This window comes from Bacillus sp. NPDC094106 (assembly GCF_044764345.1).
Taxonomy (GTDB): Bacteria; Bacillota; Bacilli; order Bacillales; family Bacillaceae_G; genus Bacillus_A.
Map to the genome: position 1 here is coordinate 182918 of NZ_JBIWHY010000008.1, position 17477 is coordinate 200394.

Below are 17477 nucleotides of genomic sequence, written 5' to 3' on the forward strand. Positions count from 1 at the left end.
AAATCTTCATATTACAAGATAAGGGGGGATTGTATATGCTTGATGAGTTATTAGAAAGTATGTTTGATGCCGAAAATGATTCGAAATATTATACTATTGCAGGTATATTAGGTAATGAGGGGTTTTGTGAGAAAAAGGTGACGATTCAAAAGGGAATGCTTTCATTTTATACAAAGGAATTTTCGGTTGATCAAGAAATAGAAGGAAAACATTTTCAAGCTCGAAGTTATGAACATGCAGTAATACTTTCATGGGTAACAAGTCAAAATGAAGTAACAGGTATGTGCATTCATGAAAAAGAAATAGATCGCGTATCAAGAAAAGTGATTAAGGTGAAGGGAAAAGATGCTTATATTATTAATACGAAAAGAAGTGATTATTGCATTATTAAACAAGAATGATTTAACAAATCGATGGAAAAGGTAGGTGAGAAAAGTGAAGTATCTAGAATCGGTAACAAATACAGTATTAGCACAAGTGGTAAGAGTACTTGACTGGAATATTGATAAATATAGTCATGGGAAAATATATATGGATTTAGGGAAATATGATATGCGGCAGTCAATCATTGCATTACAGGAAGGTTGTTACGATGCCAAAAACGGGAATTTTCAAGTAGAAAATGAAACGTACGTTTCGTCGTTTTATGTGCAATGTGATAAGAAAGAAGAAGGTGCACTTATTTTTTCTTATTTAGTAGAAAATGACGTTGTAACTGGTAAATATATAGAGGGAAAATCGATTAAACAATTATATAGAGAGATAATGGAGATAAATGGGGTTAAGGGTTATTTAATTAACACGCATGACAAAGATTATTTTCTTATTAAATAATGATAGCGTATTTTATGATTTAAGTATAATGGAATATCCTATGTACTTATTGAAAAAGAAATTGAAAAGTATGTGTTTATATATACATCAATTAAAAAAACGACATTCGCCCCTCTTTTTAGGAGGGAGAGAGCATCTGGCCATGCATAGAAGCGGTCAGGGCCTTTTTCTGCCACATGCGAAGTAAGAACAGAAAGAGCAAACGAGTGGAGGTTACTTTTTATTCTGCATAGCAGGGATTTAGATGTTGAAAAATTAAAATGTATATAGATGTGAAAATCATGAAACGTTTTTGAAGTATATGATCCGAAATTTGTAAATTATAAAAGCAGGGAAATGAATATACGTGAAATAAGCCAAGGTTAAGGTACCTTAGCTTATTTCCATGTATAAAGAAGTGCTTATTAAAATGTGCAGTTTGCAGTTAGAGGAATGAATCATCCTGCTCCAGGTGATAAATAAAGCTGATACAGGGGGAGTTGCTGCCCTATGTGTATAGCAACTATTAATAAGAAAAATGATTATTCATTCTCAACATATTAAATGTAGCTTATTCATATAAATAGTAGAGTGTTTAGGAGATAAGGGGGGACTCTTATGTCTACAGATCAACCTGCTCCTGGCGACTTTGTTATGGACCCTCAACGTGCTATGCTCTTACCTCCAGAATTGAAAGCAGCACCATCCGAATCATTAACAGAACAACTATTTATTGAAAGGTCTTTAACTGAAAATCGATTTTGGTTACGAATTATGATGGAACACTCTCGTTTTATTGCTTCTTTGCTTGATCAATCCGAGCGAAATTTGGAGATGATTTTGAGGTTTTACTCAATCAAGCTCGGGATGTTGAGTCAATGTTATATAAGAAAGAACCAACATACCCGATTATTGGGAAAATGAATAAAGATAGTGAAAATGCGACTGTTGAATTAAGAAACTTCAAAAAGGCAGGTTTAGAGCGCATTCAAACATGTCAAATTCGAAATGTAATTAATCTATTATTAGCTGATCATGTTACACGAGCAGCTGAACATTTTTTATTTATGATTCACGTTTTAGAACAACGGTTAAAACAAAAATAAGCGGAACAATCTACTCAATAGTTAAATATAGTAGAGAAAAGCCTTTTATACGTTTTTTATTACACCTGGGTGAGGTGCTTTTTTCGTGTAAATAACATGTACACTGCAACTCAATAATTTTGATATTAATAAAATTTAAATTCCTGAAAAAACTTCAAAAAGAACATTAGTTCGTGTATAATAAATACGAACTAATGTTCTTTTTTGTTTGAGCATAATTTGTTTGCAAAAGTTACGCAGTGTTAATACAAACGCACCATATGTTCAAATCTATACAACAGATATGGAAGACATTCATTAGTCTTATGTTAAGGAATGTTGTTTATATAATAGTGAGTACTGCAAGATAGAGAAACAAACGAGTAAGGGGACATAGATCATGAGTAATGCAAAAATGCCAAAAGAAAAAGAAATGGTAACATGGACTCCGTTTGCAGGGATACCAGAACGATTTATTAGTATACGAAAGATACTAGAGGAACAAATGAAAGTGCCACGACCAATATTAACTCAAGATGCGAAAGATAGAATTGAAGATAAGTTGTTAACTTCGTTGTTATCGGAAGAAGAAATATTGATTACATATTATGAAGATGGTTATGTGCTTACAAATTATATAACTGTGATACATATCAATCCTATGAAGCAGACTGTAACTTGTACGGATGCATTTTATCATATAAGCACTTTGAAATTTATTGATATAATTGATATCAAGTAAAAAAGCGGTTTCCTTTCGTTATGATGTAAATCGAAGTTTTGGCATCAGAAGCTTATTAGGCATCCTGTTGTTTTTTTCTTTTGATTATTTCTTATTCTATTAATTTATATAGAAAAAAAGAGAAAGCTTTGTTACTATAACAAGCATAGTCCTGTTTGTTTATTATAGGGAATAAGCAAAGAAGAGGACGCCAACAAGGGAGGAACAACATGAAACGTGTTGCATGGTTTACGGATAGTACAACTGCTAGCTTTACAACAACTGGGGATAATTTTGTCATACCCATCCAAATTGCAATTAATGGAACAGCCTACAGAGACTGTGAAGAAGGTGTACTTGAACATGTTTATTCTGCATTAAAAGAAGGAGTAACTGTAACAACGTCACAACCCAATTTAGGTGAGATGGTCGCACTATTTACTAGATGTAAAGAAGAATATGAAGAAGGCTTCGCGGTCACAATTAGTGGGAAGGTAAGCGGAACCTATCAAAATATGATACTCGCAGCAGAAATGGCGGAGTTTCCTTTAACTATAATAGATAGCGAAACAGCAAGTTATCCAATGGATGAACTTTTATTAAAAGCTCAAATGTTATACCGTAAGGGAATGACTTTACAACGTATACAAGAAGAAATACAACACGTTGAACGAAGTCCATACTATGTATTTCCAAAAGATCTAAAAGGATTATATGCTAGTGGGCGTGTGAAGGGCGTGCAATTTATATTAGGTAGCATACTGAGTGTAAACCCAATTCTAGAAGTACAAAACGGCGAAGTCGTGATGAAAAAGAAAGTTCGAAAAATACAAAAATGCAAAGAATATGTGCAAAATGAACTTGAGAAAGAAAAACCAAACATGGTACATGTGTTTCATGCTAATGATGAAGCTGGTGCAAAAGAGTGGATTGTGGACTTGAAAAAAGCATTTCCTGAAATGACTTTTTCACTCTACCCACTTCCTATATCTTTTGCTGTTCATGCAGGAGCCGGAACAATTGCAATCAGTTTTTCGAAAAGTAGAACCTGTGAATAATTCACAGGTTTTTTTGATGGTCAAATTCTTACTTTAGAAGTGAATCAGGGAATGAGAAATGGTTATAGTGAATAGGAATGTTCCAAAGCTTTTCATGATGTTTACCTTAGAGTTAAAATGAAAAATTCATTTAATGTTTCAGTGTGATAAATGGATAAAATAATTGATAAGCGTAAATGCAGTGAATAAAAGAGAAGGGTTAACTATACATGTAAATTTCGCATACTCTAAAATGAATATCCATAATATGTACAAATCGATTTTGTATGTGAGGGAGAGAAGTGATTATGAGAAGCATGTTTTTTATAGCAAAAACCGTATTCCTTCGATAACCTATTCTGCGGCACAAGGGATGGTTCAGACTGTTCAACAAGCAATACAAGCGCAGATTTTAGCGATGCAAGCACAAGAAATGTAGTTTTATGATTCAACTACACAACAGTATTATCCTATGTATGTTACACAGAGCGGAGTGCATTTTTCAACAATTCCATTCGGCTCTGTGTACAATTTATAAAGCATTTTTTGATTCCGTTAGCAGTAATTCATTAAGCAGTTCCGAATTGGTTTTGATCCGCAAGATCAGAATCAAATGTGTTTGTTGCACTAACACCATTAAAAGTGTTAACAATAAAAGCGACATTAGAGGCTCCTGAACCATTGTAAGCCTTTGTATTTTCCTTTGGAGAAACATTGTAAAAGTCACCTAAGTTAAAAGAACCATTACTGCTTTGTACAACTAGATTGGCTACAACTGATGGCATAATTTTCACCTACTTTATAAGTATATATACATCAATTAAAAAAACGACATAAACCCTCTTTTTCAGGTGAGAGAGAGCATCTGGCCATGCATAGAAGCGGTCAGGGCCTTTTTCTGCCACATACGAAGTAAAAACAGAAAGAGCAAATAAGTGAAGGTTACTTTTTATTCTGCATAGCAGGGATTTAGATGTCGGAAAATTAAAATGGATTTATATAGTTGTTAAAATTACAATATGATTTTATATTTCAAAAGGTTCATTGGATGAATATTACATTATAAAGTGAAGAGGGCTGCTCGTTAGTATGGTATAAATTCATGGAGAAATGTTAAAATTTTTTCATGAATTTATCGTAGGATATTTTGTTTTTTAAATGTTAAAATAGAATGAACAAGGTAACAATTATTGATTGAACATATAGTGTGAGATATTCTATTCATACAATCAAGAGTAAGATAAAGGTCACTTACTAAGGGTTAAAAAAATTAAATTTCACTGATAAATGTATGCCTAATAATAAAGTAAGGGAGGAACTAATGATATGAATAATGTTATGAAACAAGTAGATTTAACAGATTCTAAATCAAGTAATCTCGTTGCTTTTATTCATACAAACCATGTTACATTGGTTGAAGAAGCGTTTTGTCCCAATAAAATAGAATTAAATTTTAATGAAATTGCGATTTTATCCGCTATAAAAATAGCGAATATTACGAAAGTCTTAATTAGAGAAGAACTAGAAGCGATGTTTCACGATACAGGCGTATTATTAGTAAAACATGATTATGCTAGAAACAGTAGTAAATCTGTAGCACTGCAATTTGATCAATTTAGAAGATTGCAAAATGAAATTGAGGGGTTGAACAAGAGCATGAAATAAAACAAAGGCTTTATGAAAGGAGTTTAATTGTTATATGCTAAAGGGATGGTTTGGAAAAAATTCTGAGAAATCTAACTGTAAACATAAATACAATTTTGTTAGGATGCAGGACTGTGAGGATTTTAAAAGAGGACAGTTAGGTGCTGCTTACATTTATCAGTGTGAAAAGTGCGGGAAAGAAAAGGTTACATATAAAAATAATAACGATATCAACACTGATTTTTGGAATATATAGGTGTGAATATCACGAAAAATCCTGGTTTGGAATCTAAAGGAAGAGATAGGTTATATAGATGAAGTTGATATAAGGGTACTGGATTATGTATAAATAGATGCGGAAAGGTTGGGTGTTATTACCAAAAGGGTGATGAACCTTTCGGCATACTATTATAAATCCTTTGCTTCTATCATAGTGTTTGTTCTTGAATGCTCTATCACAATTTGAACATGTAACATGAACAGAGAAAGAAATATAAAGATTATGCACCATTTTAATAGGACAAGCATATATTGAAATATGAAAAAAGCGTAAGTCGCTTATTTCATACTCATTGAAAAACTCCTTATCCAAAAAGAGCACCTTGCAGGTGTTCTTTTTATCATTTTAACCGAGAAAAACCCTTCCTCTAAACGAAGTGAAGGTGGAGGTAATTCAATTGAGTTCTTTGTTTTGAAAAATAGTGAAGAGGTTATGATGCACAAAATTACATACAGAAAATAAAATGGAGAAATACGGGTGTTATCGTAAGGTGGCAAGATAAGAATTCGAAACAGTAGAACAAAGCATTTGGTTTTGTAATGGTTTTAAATAGGAGCATGGCAGACCTTTAATCTGAAATGAATAATTGGCATTTTAATATAGGTGATGAAAAATATGAACCTAAGGAATTTAAAAGTCACAGGGGCATGGTTTCAAGTTGGTGGTAATCTTATAGCGGCTATTGGTACAACGAGAGGGTTTGTAGGAGAGGAAGACGCTGAATCAGCACTTGTTATTGTTGGTAGTTCATTACAAGCTCTTGGGTATATATTGCAACTGGTAAAACCAGATTGTGTGGTAGAAAACATAGAGGAAAAAAAGGATATCAGAAGTGAAGAGGAAAACATAAAAAAAAGAAGTGAATCTTTAGAAAAAACGGGGATTGAGATGTTAGCTTTAGGAAATGTTTCAAATGTAATCGGAACATTTTTTAATCGACAAAGGAAAATGAAAGAGAATGATTATCTTATTATTACGGGAAATAGTTTGCAGTCTGTTGGTGCGTTTCTTGGAGTGGAAGCAGCACTACTCAATAAAATTACTGATATTCCATGGCTAATTGTATTTGGAAATTCACTGCAAAGTTTAGGGGCTGGGATGCAAGCCTATCAAGGGATACACAACATATCGAAAGGAGAAAAAGAAGAAATAGATAAGAAAAATCTTACAGACAAGGAGAAGGAAGAAGAAAGAGAAGATGAGAGATTAACTGGACTGATCGGTATTTGGATACAGGCAATTGGAACGTTAATCTCAGCAATCGGATTAACGGAAATTGAAACGGAAAACAAAAGGGATAATTTAGAAATCGATAAAGGTAGTTAAAAGGTTTATTTTTTTAGATGGGACAAGGAATATAGAAAGAAATGCTTTTCGTGTTTATTATCATCATCAAAAAATAGTATTAGATCATTATACGTTGTAGGTTTTCCTTCTTTTCTGTCGAATATGTAATAAAAGGGAGGTAGTGGAAATGGCACAGTTTGAATTAGAGAAAGTCACTTATTTAGGAGAGAGAAAAGAGGAAATAGATTTTCATGTAGCTTATGTAAGTATTGATAACTATTTAGACTGGAAAGTCATTATACGTGGAACTACTGATCAAAATAAAATTTTTATTGAAATAATGAAGAAGAATGAGCAACCAGTATTTGAATTTCTTACGACTGAAGGGGAAATTTTTCAAGGTAGAACAAAGATAGTGAGGTTTATTCATAAATTAATTGATACAGAAATAGATTTGTTCGGTATAGGAAAGTTGAATGGCTATGAGATAAGAAGCGTCCAATAGGATGCTTCTTATCTCTTTTATATACATCCATTTTAATTTTTCAACATAGCTAAAAAATGACTTCTAAATAATAGGAGTCATTTTTTATTTCTATAGTAAAAGAATAGCCTCATGTGTATTTTTACTTGGAGATTTTTGTAGTAGGCTTGAAATTATAAAACAAAACGCCTATTCATATATAGTTTGAGCTATATACATATCGTTAGATGGTAATCCATTAAGTAAAGCATTACCATTGTTTTACCCATTGGAATAAACAACAAGACAAGCTTTGAATGTTATCTTAAGAAAGGAGAAGATAAAGTATGAAGAAACATATTATTGATATCTCTAAGTGGAACGCGAATATTAATTGGGATGTAGCGGCGCCACAAATTGCTCTTGCGATCTGCCGGGTACAGTATGGCTCAAGAACAGTAGATGAGCAGTATAAAAGCTATGTCGCGAATTTGGAGCAACGCGGTGTCTTGCATGCTGCATATGCGTATGGCTGTTATGTTTCGGTTAAAGATGCAATTGTAGAAGCGAAAGATTTTATGGCAAGAACAAGTCCTAATGCTAAGTTTCTTGTACTAGATGTAGAAGACGATACACTTAAAAGCTGTGGTCCTAATAAGTTGGCTGAAGCATCTCAAGTGTTTATTAATACTTGTCAAGCGGCGGGGTGGAAAGTAGGGTTATATGTAGGTCACCACATGTACAACAAGTATGGATTAAGTGGAGTGAAAGCGGATTTTCTTTGGATTCCTCGTTATGGCAGAAACAAACCAGCTTATGTATGCGACATATGGCAATACACTGATTCGGGGAATGTGGCTGGCATTGGAAAATGCGATTTGAATTATCTTATAGGCGATAAAAGTTTATCATGGTTTATTGGAGGAGAAAATGCATTGGCGAATGATGGGAGAAGAAAAGTAAAAACAGGCGGTTTAGGACTTGAAGCGGTCAAAGAGGTTTCTGGGATTTTATTAGAGCAGAATATAAAAGGTTCTATCATTTTCGAAGGTGAAAATTCTACACCGTACGTACTAACTGAGAAGATGAGTGATCCAGAATTAGATCAATTCACTGCTTGGCTAGACGAAAAAAGATGGTATTACGAATATATTCCATATTAATGAAAAGAAGACATTATGTTGAATCGCATAATGTCTTCTTTTTGTACACATTGCCTGATTGTATGAATAGTGGTTATGTTAAATTTTAGTGTGACGATAAGAATTTTTAATGTAAGTATCGTGATAGTAGCTTTTTGATGGAGCGTTTAGTAATCCTTTGTAAATACTTTCTGGTACATCATAGAAATCGTATGTGCTATTTCTAAACTTAATTCGTAAAATCATAGATGATGGATTATAACCTACAGCGACTAAGTTCTTGGAAATGACTGGATATAGGGTCATGTTTGTTCATCTCCCCTCTTTAAATATACTTAGAAGTTTATGAGGTGAAATCCTGCTATTTTGTAGAATTATAATACTTAGATGATGTATAGTAAGTATGATTACCAGTTGTTGAATTTACTTTTTTGTAAGTTCACACGAAGTTCATATTGTTGTGCTATTTTTATGTCACCTTTGATTTGCTAGCATGATTTAAATGGAGAAGTTTGACCAAATGTAAAAAAGGTATATTATTTATACGGGGGTATTCTATTTTGGAAAACTTGAAAATCGACCTGTTCTATTCTATGTGTTAAAGGAGAGCATTATTAGAAGAACAGAAGAGAAAAATGGTTTGTCTGAAAGTATTGCATTATTTGTACAATCTGCAAGTTAAGAAAGTAACGAGTAGTACTTTGGGATTTGGTTTTTGATGAACTATTTTTATCGATGATAGGTGTATTTACTAAAGAAAGAGCAATATTGCATTTTCAAGTAAATCAATGGGAGAATTGAAAGGCAGGAGAAAGCAACATGTCAGAAAATTATCGTTCTCGAGAAGAGCGAAGACAAGTTCAAAAGAAAAAACAGCCAACTGTTACAAAAGGAAAAACAAAAGAAAAAGCAAAATCAAAAGGTAAAACATCGTTTTTTCGTAAATTTTTGATTGGTTGTTTAATACTTGGAATCGTGGCGCTCGTAGGAGGAGTAACTACTTTTTTCATTATGATTAAGGATGCTCCTAAACTTGAGAAGTCAAAGCTTGTCAATCCGTTATCAGCAAAAATCTATGATAAAGATGGCAAACTGATATATGAGTATGGGAAAGAGAAACGGACAGAAATTACGTATGATCAAGTACCGAAGTTGGTAGAAAACGCATTTTTAGCTACAGAAGATGCACGCTTTTATGAACATAGTGGAGTCGACTTTAAAGGTACTGCACGTGCCGTTTTAGTCAGTCTTACTGGGAATTATGGATCACAAGGTGGAAGTACAATCACGCAACAGGTTATCAAAAACTATTTCTTATCTATGGATAAAACAGCTAAACGGAAAGCGCAAGAAATATATTTAGCCTATAAGTTAGAACAACAATATTCAAAACACGAAATATTAGAGATGTATTTGAATAAGATTAACTTAGGAAATCGTTCGTATGGTATTGCAACAGCAGCGGAAAATTACTACGGGAAAGAATTAAAAGATTTAACTTTACCAGAGGCTGCGATGCTTGCAGGATTACCAAAAGGACCTAGCATTTATGATCCAACAAAACCAGAAAATGTAGAGAGAGCAACAGAACGTAGAAACGTTGTGCTTCATCTAATGAATCGACATGGTTATATTTCTAAGGAACAAATGGAAGAGGCATCAAAAGTGCCTGTAACAGATGGACTTCTTCCAGCTAAACAGGTAACAGAAATGCCATATCCTGCATTTATAGATGCAGTGATGAAAGAAGTAGAAAAAGAATTACCAGATGTAAATATTGGATCAGATGGTTTATCAATATACACGACGTTAGATCCAAAAGCACAAGAATTTGCTGATAAGATTTTAAATGAAAATATTATTGGTTACCCAAATGATCAATTCCAAGGTGCTTTCACATTTATGGATACAAAAACGGGAGAAGTTCGTGCTGTAGGTAGTGGTCGTGGTGAAAATAAAGCTACATTTAAAGGACACAATATGGCTATCGAGCTAGAGCGTTCAGTAGGTTCAACAATGAAGCCAATCTTTGATTATGGTCCAGCAATTGAATATTTAAAATGGCCAACTTATCATCAATTAGATGATTCACCATATAAGTATTCAACAGGTCAACAAGTTCAAAATGCTGATAAGTCGTATAAAGGTATGATGACAATGCGTGATGCTCTTAAGATGTCTCGCAACATACCGGCGATTAAAACAGCGAAGGAAGTTGGATTAAGTAAAGCGCAAGGCTTTGCAGAAAGTTTAGGAATTCCATTTGATAAAGCAGCAGTGGAATCGAATGCGATTGGTAGTAATGAAGCTTCACCAACTGAAGTTGCAGGAGCATATGCAGCATTTGGTAATGGCGGGAAATATATAAAGCCGCACTTTGTTAGAAAAGTAGTTTATCCGGATGGAAAATCAAAAAGCTTTGAACCAAAAGCAAAAGTTGTTATGCAAGATTATACAGCATACATGATTACTGATATGTTGCGTTCAGTTGTTAGTTCAGGTACAGGTACAGCAGCAAATGTAAGCTCTTTAGATGTTGCGGGTAAAACAGGAACAACGAATTATTCACCTGAGGATATAGCAAAATATCATATACCATCTAATGCATCACGTGATAGTTGGTTTGCAGGTTATACACCGCAATATACAATGGCGGTGTGGACTGGATATATGAAAAATAGCTCTGAAAATTATATTAGTAGTAAGAATACAAAAATTTCTCAACTTATATTTAAAGAAATGATGGGTAAATTTGGAACAAGTAGTGCTAAGTTCAAAATGCCAAGTAGTGTTGTTCAAGAGGGTAGTGAATTGCGTGTGAAAGGTGCAAAATCAGATTCTTCTCCAAATCCGAGCACGTCAAATTCAAACTCAAGTGATCAGAAGCAAAATGATGATCAAAATAAACAACAAGAACAACAACAAACAGATGAACAGAAAAAACAACAAGAACAACAAAATGAAGAAAATAAGAAAAATGATCAAAATCAAGACAATGCAACAAATAATCAAAATGGAAATGGCCCAGGAAGTACAACTCCACCAAGCGGCGGCACCGGAAATGGCCAAGGAGGCACAACTCCACCAAGCGGTGGCACCGGAAATGGCCAAGGAGGTACAACTCCACCAAGCGGTGGCACTGGAAATGGCCAGGGAGGCACAACCCCACCAAGCGGCGGTACCGGAAATGGCCAAGGAGGTACAACCCCACCAAGCGGTGGCACCGGAAATGGTCAAGGAGGTACAACCCCGCCAAGCGGCGGCACTGGAAATGGCCAAGGAGGTACAACCCCACCAAGCAGTGGAAACGGAAATGGTCAAGGGGAGACAACACCAAATCAATAAAGAGTTTCCTAAAAGTCTATAGCATATAGAAATGTATTCAAAAACACCTATGATACCGTATATGAATCGGTAACGTAGGTGTTTTTTATGCAGTGAAAAGCCTCTGTGTTATTACTATATGTTAAAAGTCCCATAAAAATTTTGAAAATAAATTGAAGGGAAATGATAGAAAATTTGGGAGGGAGCATATGGAGAAGGAGTAGGATAACCTGGACCATAATAGGGAGTGCCACTAGGAGGCGTGCCGTGCTGCCAAAAGGAAGGGACTGCTGCACCGGGCAGTTGATAGTGCTGCCAAGTTGTAGGAAGTTCAATGCCAACATCAGAACTTCCTGCGTGGACTGGGGCAACATGTACAGAAGGAGCTACAGGAGCTGCAACGGCAATTCTTGTAGGGAATACATACATAAAAGATCACTCCTAAATTGCATTATAGAGCAGTATATTCTTGCACAAGCTGTAAAGGTGTACATAAGTTTTTAAAGAATAAAAAGTGGATGTAAACAAGAAAAAGGAAGAACAAAAAATGAGTTCTTCCTTACTTAGGCGAATTTAAATAGTGTAGCAGCTCTATTAACACCAAGCATCATGGTCACCGATTGCTAAAGCGCTAAAAGAAATTGGACCTACTATTGCAGCTTCTGCATCCGGTGTAATATTTTCAGCAGTTAGCGTGTAAACATGCTTTCCGGATTTTAGATTTTTGTCAATTGCTTGGAAAGTTATAGCATAAAATTGTTCTGAACCAGTTGATTCGATTCCAACTTGTGTATTGAAAATCTGAGTTGTATCACGCCAAATACGAAACACGATTTGAGCGATATTTGTGATTCCTTCAACTCCAACTGTTGCAATTAATTCGACTGTATTGTCCCGAGAATCTCTATGAGGGATATTTACTCGTAACTGAGCAACTTTATTTTTTTGAGGAGTATGCAAAATTAGTGTTGCTTGTCCTGCATCTGTTTTATTACGTGGTTGAGTAGCTTGAAAATCAATAATATGAGTCACAATTTTCACCTCCTATTTTTGATATATAATATGAGGTTACATAGAAAAGAGCTTGGATATTTTTATTAATTTTAAGCTGTAAAGAGCATTTTATTAAGGAAGTGGGTTTGAAGCGTGCCATTCAAATTGAAATTGAATCTAGAGCTATGAAGTGATCTAAAGAAGAAGTGAATCTATAGACTGACAATTTTGTTTGGTTTGTTGTTAGATATGGTGGAAATAGCACAATTCAATCCGGCTATTCTTTAGGATTAGCTTTTGAGATGCCGGAAGATATAGCAGCATCTATATAAATCCATTTTAATTTTTCGACATCTAAACCTCTGCTATGCAGCATAAAAAGTAACCTACACTCGTTTACTCTTTCTATTTTCACTTCGCATGTGGCAGAAAAAGGCTCTGATCGCTTCTATGCATGGCCAGATGTTTTATGACGTTTTTTTAATTGATGCATATATACTAAACGGGACAGGGACGGCATCTAATTTTTTGTTGATGCGGATGATATTTACTAGTTTCAAGACTATGATTTAGTTGTGAGTTATCAAATAGAAATGGATGAAATTGAATTTAATTATGTAAAATAATAACTTTATTAAAAATAAAAATATCTTATATAAAAATTGTATCGTATTAATAGCGATATATAAAATATGTGTAAGTGAGTTGTGTACATGTACAACTCGCTTTTTTTATGTTCTGGAAAAAATCAATAAATAAATGGAATAAATTGTTTATTTCGTAAGCTTTACAGGGAATTTTGTTGAAAATTAATATATTTCGGTTCAAAAGAAAAGAGAGAATATCGAACTTTTTGATGAAAAAATTTATACGTTATTCTTAAAAAATAATTTTGTTACAGCAGGAAAAGTATAGGAAACTTATCATTATAAAATAAATTGAAATCTTCTAAAAACTCTGATACATTGAAATAGAAATGTAGTTTCACAATATTGTAAATGCTTACAGTTATGTGCACGAAGATCTATTAGGATTGGAGGAAATGATAATGAAAGCTGAAGAAAAATTTTCCCCGGGATTAGATGGTGTAGTCGCAGCGGAGACGAAAATTTCGTTTCTTGACACAGTAAAAGGTGAAATTGTTATTCAAGGATATGACTTAATTGAGCTATCAAAGACAAAAGAGTATTTAGACATTGTGCACCTTTTATTAGAGGAACACCTACCAAGTGAGGATGAAAAGATAACACTTGAAAAGAAATTGAAGGAAGAATATGAAGTGCCAGAAGGTGTGTTCAATGTTTTAAAAGCATTGCCAAAAGAAACACATCCTATGGATGGATTACGTACAGGTGTATCTGCATTAGCTGGTTACGATAACGATATTGAAAATCGTTCGTTAGAAGTAAATAAAGATCGTGGTTATAAACTGCTAAGCAAAGTGCCAAATATTGTGGCAAACAGTTATCATATTTTAAATAATGAAGAGCCTGTTCAACCACTTAAAGAATTATCGTATAGTGCGAATTTCTTCTACATGTTAACTGGTAAAAAACCAACTGAGCTGGAAGAAAAAATATTCGATCGCTCTCTTGTTTTATATAGTGAACATGAAATGCCGAACTCTACATTTACAGCTCGCGTTATAGCATCTACGCAATCGGATTTATACGGTGCTTTAACAGGGGCAGTTGCATCTTTAAAAGGAAGCTTACATGGCGGCGCAAATGAAGCGGTTATGTATATGCTGTTAGAAGCAGGAAATGTTGAGAAATTTGAAGAGTTACTGCATAAGAAATTACATAACAAAGAGAAAATCATGGGATTTGGGCATCGCGTCTACATGAAGAAGATGGATCCAAGAGCGCTTATGATGAAAGAAGCATTAAAACAGCTATGTGATGTGAAAGGCGATTATACACTATATGAAATGTGTGAAGCTGGAGAAAAGATTATGGAGAAGGAAAAAGGAATCTATCCAAACTTAGATTATTATGCTGCTCCAGTCTATTGGATGTTAGGCATTCCAATTCAACTATATACACCAATCTTTTTCAGTTCAAGAACGGTAGGCTTATGTGCGCATGTGATTGAACAACATACAAATAATCGATTGTTCCGCCCACGTGTAAATTATATCGGCGAGCGACATGTGCTTAGCAAATAAAAACAACTGGGGAGTTGTTAAGGCCGCCCGCCAGGTGGGTGTTTGACCGACACCCATTCTTAATAATAACGAATTTTCGACAGAAAGGGAAGGATAGCATGATTAAAACAAATGAAATTAAACAAAAAGATGCAATTTTAGAAGAGATTACGGATTATGTATTAAATAAAGAGGTAACAAGCTCGGAAGCATTCAGTACAGCACGCTATGTGTTACTTGATACGCTTGGATGTGGAATTTTAGCACTGCAATATCCAGAGTGTACGAAATTACTAGGACCTGTCGTACCAGGAACTGTTGTGCCAAATGGTACACGTGTACCGGGAACATCATTTGTACTTGATCCAGTACGCGGTGCTTTTAATATTGGCTGTATGATTCGTTGGTTAGATTATAACGATACATGGCTTGCAGCAGAATGGGGACATCCGTCTGATAATTTAGGTGGCATTTTAGCTGTTGCAGATTATGTGAGCCGCGTTCGTATTTCAGAGGGGAAAGAACCATTAAAAGTACGAGATGTACTTGAAATGATGATTAAAGCGCATGAAATCCAAGGTGTACTTGCATTAGAAAATAGTTTAAACCGCGTTGGTCTTGATCATGTGTTATACGTAAAAGTAGCGACAACAGCAGTTGTTACGAAAATGCTTGGTGGTACACGTGAAGAAATCTTTAATGCATTGTCTCATGCATGGATTGATAATTCTAGTCTTCGTACATATCGTCATGCTCCAAATACAGGTTCACGTAAGTCATGGGCAGCTGGGGATGCAACAAGCCGTGGTGTTCATCTTGCACTTACTGCATTAAAAGGTGAAATGGGTTACCCAACAGCATTATCTGCACCAGGATGGGGATTCCAAGATGTATTGTTTAACAAGCAAGAACTAAAATTAGCAAGACCTTTAGATTCTTATGTAATGGAAAATGTATTGTTTAAAGTGTCATATCCAGCAGAATTCCATGCTCAAACAGCTGCAGAATGTGCAGTGAGATTACATCCAGAAGTGAAAGAGCGATTAGATGAAATTGATCGTATTACAATTACGACACATGAATCAGCAGTTCGTATTATTGATAAAGAGGGTCCATTAAATAACCCAGCTGACCGTGATCACTGTTTACAATACATTACTGCAATCGGTTTATTAAAAGGTGATATCGTTGCAGATGACTATGAAGATGAAGTTGCATCAGATTCTCGCGTAGATGAATTACGCAACAAAATGGTTGTTGTAGAAAATAAACAGTATAGTTTGGATTACCTTGATCCGAACAAGCGCTCAATCGCCAACGCTGTTCAAGTTCATTTTAAAGATGGCACAGTAACAGAAAATGTAGAGTGTGAATATCCATTAGGTCACCGTTTCCGTAGAGATGAAGCAATTCCAAAGATTGTTCAAAAGTTCTCTGCAAATATGGCCGTTCATTATTCTAATAAGCAACAAGAAAAAATTCATGAAGCTTGTTTGAATGAAGAAAAATTAGAAACTATGAATGTAAATGAATTTGTAGATCTTTTCTTAATTTAAGTATAGGGGGAATAAAAATGGCTTGGGTTGTGAATAAACAGTCAACACAAGAAGAGCTTGCTAATCGATTCCGAGCTTTAGTAGAAGCACCTGGAATTTTACAAATCCCTGGTGCACATGATGCAATGGCTGCTCTTGTTGCAAAAAATACTGGATTTTCGGCTCTTTATTTATCGGGAGCTGCGTATACAGCAAGTAAGGGTTTACCGGATTTAGGTATTGTAACGTCTACTGAAGTAGCTGAAAGAGCAAGAGACCTTGTTAGGGCAACTGACTTGCCTCTTCTTGTCGATATTGATACAGGATTTGGTGGAGTGCTAAATGTAGCGAGAACAGCTGTAGAGATGGTGGAAGCAAATGTAGCTGCTGTCCAAATTGAAGATCAACAATTACCGAAGAAATGTGGACATTTAAACGGAAAAAAACTTGTTTCTACTGAGGAATTGGTACAGAAGATTAAAGCGATTAAAGAAGTAGCACCAACACTTGTTGTTGTAGCACGTACAGATGCTCGCGGCGTAGAAGGATTGGATGCAGCGATTGAAAGAGCAATTGCTTATGTAAAAGCAGGTGCGGACGCTGTTTTCCCTGAAGCACTTCAATCTGAGGAAGAATTCCGTTTATTTAACAGTAAAGTAAATGTTCCGCTGCTTGCGAACATGACTGAATTTGGAAAAACACCATATTATAGTGCAGAAGAATTTGCGAATATGGGCTTCCAAATGGTAATTTATCCAGTTACATCACTTCGCGTTGCAGCAAAAGCATATGAGCGTGTGTTCACACTTATTAAAGAAACAGGCTCACAAAAAGAAGGTCTATCTAATATGCAAACGAGAAGTGAATTGTATGAAACAATTTCGTATCATGATTTTGAAGAATTAGATAACGGAATTGCAAAAACAGTTTTATCTGAAGATCAATAAAACAAAGGGAAAAGGCGATGATGATACATCTTTGGCAAAACAACTGCTTGATGTGGAGAG

18 protein-coding genes and 1 pseudogene are annotated in these 17477 nt (G+C 34.8%); 15 read left to right on the forward strand and 4 right to left on the reverse strand.

Annotated elements, in window-relative coordinates:
• The first annotated feature begins 35 nt into the window (after nt 1-35).
• From ACIQ7L_RS14280 to ACIQ7L_RS14305, 6 genes and pseudogenes are all read left to right on the forward strand, one after another.
• Nucleotides 36-401, forward strand: coding sequence for a hypothetical protein (locus ACIQ7L_RS14280; protein WP_400570041.1), 366 nt, complete (start codon nt 36-38; stop codon nt 399-401).
• Between the two features lie 34 nt (nt 402-435).
• A complete protein-coding gene (locus ACIQ7L_RS14285) occupies nt 436-834 on the forward strand; it encodes a hypothetical protein (RefSeq protein WP_400570043.1) in 399 nt (132 codons plus the stop codon).
• A 597-nt stretch (nt 835-1431) separates the two neighbouring features.
• Nucleotides 1432-1919, forward strand: a pseudogene (locus ACIQ7L_RS14290) (DUF2935 domain-containing protein).
• 379 nt (nt 1920-2298) lie between these two features.
• On the forward strand, nt 2299-2640 hold the full coding sequence (locus ACIQ7L_RS14295; RefSeq protein ID WP_400570045.1) for a YolD-like family protein: 342 nt from the start codon (nt 2299-2301) through the stop codon (nt 2638-2640).
• 209 nt (nt 2641-2849) lie between these two features.
• Nucleotides 2850-3677, forward strand: coding sequence for a DegV family protein (locus ACIQ7L_RS14300; protein WP_400570047.1), 828 nt, complete (start codon nt 2850-2852; stop codon nt 3675-3677).
• Between the two features lie 181 nt (nt 3678-3858).
• On the forward strand, nt 3859-4095 hold the full coding sequence (locus tag ACIQ7L_RS14305; RefSeq protein WP_400570049.1) for a hypothetical protein: 237 nt from the start codon (nt 3859-3861) through the stop codon (nt 4093-4095).
• Between the two features lie 130 nt (nt 4096-4225).
• Here the strand turns inward: ACIQ7L_RS14305 and ACIQ7L_RS14310 are convergent, their stop codons facing one another.
• A complete protein-coding gene (locus ACIQ7L_RS14310; RefSeq protein ID WP_097899500.1) occupies nt 4226-4441 on the reverse strand; it encodes a spore germination protein in 216 nt (71 codons plus the stop codon).
• A 541-nt stretch (nt 4442-4982) separates the two neighbouring features.
• On the opposite strand from ACIQ7L_RS14310, the gene ACIQ7L_RS14315 reads away from it, so the two are divergent.
• The 5 genes from ACIQ7L_RS14315 to ACIQ7L_RS14335 all read left to right on the forward strand — a co-directional run bounded on the left by ACIQ7L_RS14315 (nt 4983) and on the right by ACIQ7L_RS14335 (nt 8493).
• A complete protein-coding gene (locus tag ACIQ7L_RS14315) occupies nt 4983-5321 on the forward strand; it encodes a hypothetical protein (RefSeq protein ID WP_400570051.1) in 339 nt (112 codons plus the stop codon).
• 34 nt (nt 5322-5355) lie between these two features.
• Nucleotides 5356-5556, forward strand: coding sequence for a hypothetical protein (locus ACIQ7L_RS14320; RefSeq protein ID WP_400570053.1), 201 nt, complete (start codon nt 5356-5358; stop codon nt 5554-5556).
• A gap of 639 nt (nt 5557-6195) precedes the next feature.
• Nucleotides 6196-6906 (forward strand): DUF6944 family repetitive protein, encoded by a 711-nt coding sequence (locus ACIQ7L_RS14325; protein WP_400570055.1) that lies wholly within the window; start codon nt 6196-6198, stop codon nt 6904-6906.
• 148 nt (nt 6907-7054) lie between these two features.
• Nucleotides 7055-7372: a hypothetical protein gene (locus tag ACIQ7L_RS14330; RefSeq protein ID WP_400570057.1), complete on the forward strand. Its 318-nt coding sequence runs from the start codon at nt 7055-7057 to the stop codon at nt 7370-7372.
• A 305-nt stretch (nt 7373-7677) separates the two neighbouring features.
• The gene (locus ACIQ7L_RS14335) at nt 7678-8493 is read left to right on the forward strand and encodes a GH25 family lysozyme (protein ID WP_400570059.1); all 816 of its coding nucleotides are present in this window, start codon (nt 7678-7680) and stop codon (nt 8491-8493) included.
• 78 nt (nt 8494-8571) lie between these two features.
• Here the strand turns inward: ACIQ7L_RS14335 and ACIQ7L_RS14340 are convergent, their stop codons facing one another.
• Nucleotides 8572-8778, reverse strand: a complete 207-nt coding sequence (locus ACIQ7L_RS14340; RefSeq protein WP_400570061.1) for a KTSC domain-containing protein — start codon at nt 8776-8778, stop codon at nt 8572-8574.
• Between the two features lie 513 nt (nt 8779-9291).
• On the opposite strand from ACIQ7L_RS14340, the gene ACIQ7L_RS14345 reads away from it, so the two are divergent.
• Nucleotides 9292-11817: a transglycosylase domain-containing protein gene (locus tag ACIQ7L_RS14345; protein WP_400570063.1), complete on the forward strand. Its 2526-nt coding sequence runs from the start codon at nt 9292-9294 to the stop codon at nt 11815-11817.
• Nucleotides 11818-11931: 114 nt separating this feature from the next.
• On the opposite strand, the gene ACIQ7L_RS14350 is transcribed toward ACIQ7L_RS14345, so the two are convergent.
• The gene (locus ACIQ7L_RS14350; RefSeq protein WP_400570065.1) at nt 11932-12225 is read right to left on the reverse strand and encodes a hypothetical protein; all 294 of its coding nucleotides are present in this window, start codon (nt 12223-12225) and stop codon (nt 11932-11934) included.
• Between the two features lie 165 nt (nt 12226-12390).
• Nucleotides 12391-12828 carry an exosporium protein C gene (locus ACIQ7L_RS14355; protein WP_400570067.1) on the reverse strand — a complete coding sequence of 146 codons (438 nt, stop codon included), beginning with the start codon at nt 12826-12828 and terminating at the stop codon, nt 12391-12393.
• Nucleotides 12829-13837: 1009 nt separating this feature from the next.
• Here ACIQ7L_RS14355 and mmgD point away from each other — a divergent pair.
• From mmgD to prpB, 3 genes are all read left to right on the forward strand, one after another.
• Nucleotides 13838-14956, forward strand: a complete 1119-nt coding sequence (gene mmgD, locus ACIQ7L_RS14360) for a citrate synthase (protein WP_400570069.1) — start codon at nt 13838-13840, stop codon at nt 14954-14956.
• A gap of 98 nt (nt 14957-15054) precedes the next feature.
• A complete protein-coding gene (prpD, locus tag ACIQ7L_RS14365; RefSeq protein WP_097899512.1) occupies nt 15055-16491 on the forward strand; it encodes a 2-methylcitrate dehydratase in 1437 nt (478 codons plus the stop codon).
• Between the two features lie 17 nt (nt 16492-16508).
• A complete protein-coding gene (prpB, locus tag ACIQ7L_RS14370) occupies nt 16509-17417 on the forward strand; it encodes a methylisocitrate lyase (protein ID WP_097899513.1) in 909 nt (302 codons plus the stop codon).
• Nucleotides 17418-17477: the final 60 nt, after the last annotated feature.

Coding starts and splice junctions, on each gene's coding strand:
- ACIQ7L_RS14335 (WP_400570059.1), top strand. CDS start 7,678: ATGAAGAAACATATTATTGATATCTCTAAGTGGAACGCGAATATTAAT.
- ACIQ7L_RS14310 (WP_097899500.1), bottom strand. CDS start 4,441: ATGCCATCAGTTGTAGCCAATCTAGTTGTACAAAGCAGTAATGGTTCT.
- prpD (WP_097899512.1), top strand. CDS start 15,055: ATGATTAAAACAAATGAAATTAAACAAAAAGATGCAATTTTAGAAGAG.
- ACIQ7L_RS14345 (WP_400570063.1), top strand. CDS start 9,292: ATGTCAGAAAATTATCGTTCTCGAGAAGAGCGAAGACAAGTTCAAAAG.
- ACIQ7L_RS14330 (WP_400570057.1), top strand. CDS start 7,055: ATGGCACAGTTTGAATTAGAGAAAGTCACTTATTTAGGAGAGAGAAAA.
- ACIQ7L_RS14295 (WP_400570045.1), top strand. CDS start 2,299: ATGAGTAATGCAAAAATGCCAAAAGAAAAAGAAATGGTAACATGGACT.
- prpB (WP_097899513.1), top strand. CDS start 16,509: ATGGCTTGGGTTGTGAATAAACAGTCAACACAAGAAGAGCTTGCTAAT.
- ACIQ7L_RS14350 (WP_400570065.1), bottom strand. CDS start 12,225: ATGTATGTATTCCCTACAAGAATTGCCGTTGCAGCTCCTGTAGCTCCT.
- mmgD (WP_400570069.1), top strand. CDS start 13,838: ATGAAAGCTGAAGAAAAATTTTCCCCGGGATTAGATGGTGTAGTCGCA.
- ACIQ7L_RS14300 (WP_400570047.1), top strand. CDS start 2,850: ATGAAACGTGTTGCATGGTTTACGGATAGTACAACTGCTAGCTTTACA.
- ACIQ7L_RS14340 (WP_400570061.1), bottom strand. CDS start 8,778: ATGACCCTATATCCAGTCATTTCCAAGAACTTAGTCGCTGTAGGTTAT.
- ACIQ7L_RS14320 (WP_400570053.1), top strand. CDS start 5,356: ATGCTAAAGGGATGGTTTGGAAAAAATTCTGAGAAATCTAACTGTAAA.
- ACIQ7L_RS14315 (WP_400570051.1), top strand. CDS start 4,983: ATGAATAATGTTATGAAACAAGTAGATTTAACAGATTCTAAATCAAGT.
- ACIQ7L_RS14280 (WP_400570041.1), top strand. CDS start 36: ATGCTTGATGAGTTATTAGAAAGTATGTTTGATGCCGAAAATGATTCG.
- ACIQ7L_RS14325 (WP_400570055.1), top strand. CDS start 6,196: ATGAACCTAAGGAATTTAAAAGTCACAGGGGCATGGTTTCAAGTTGGT.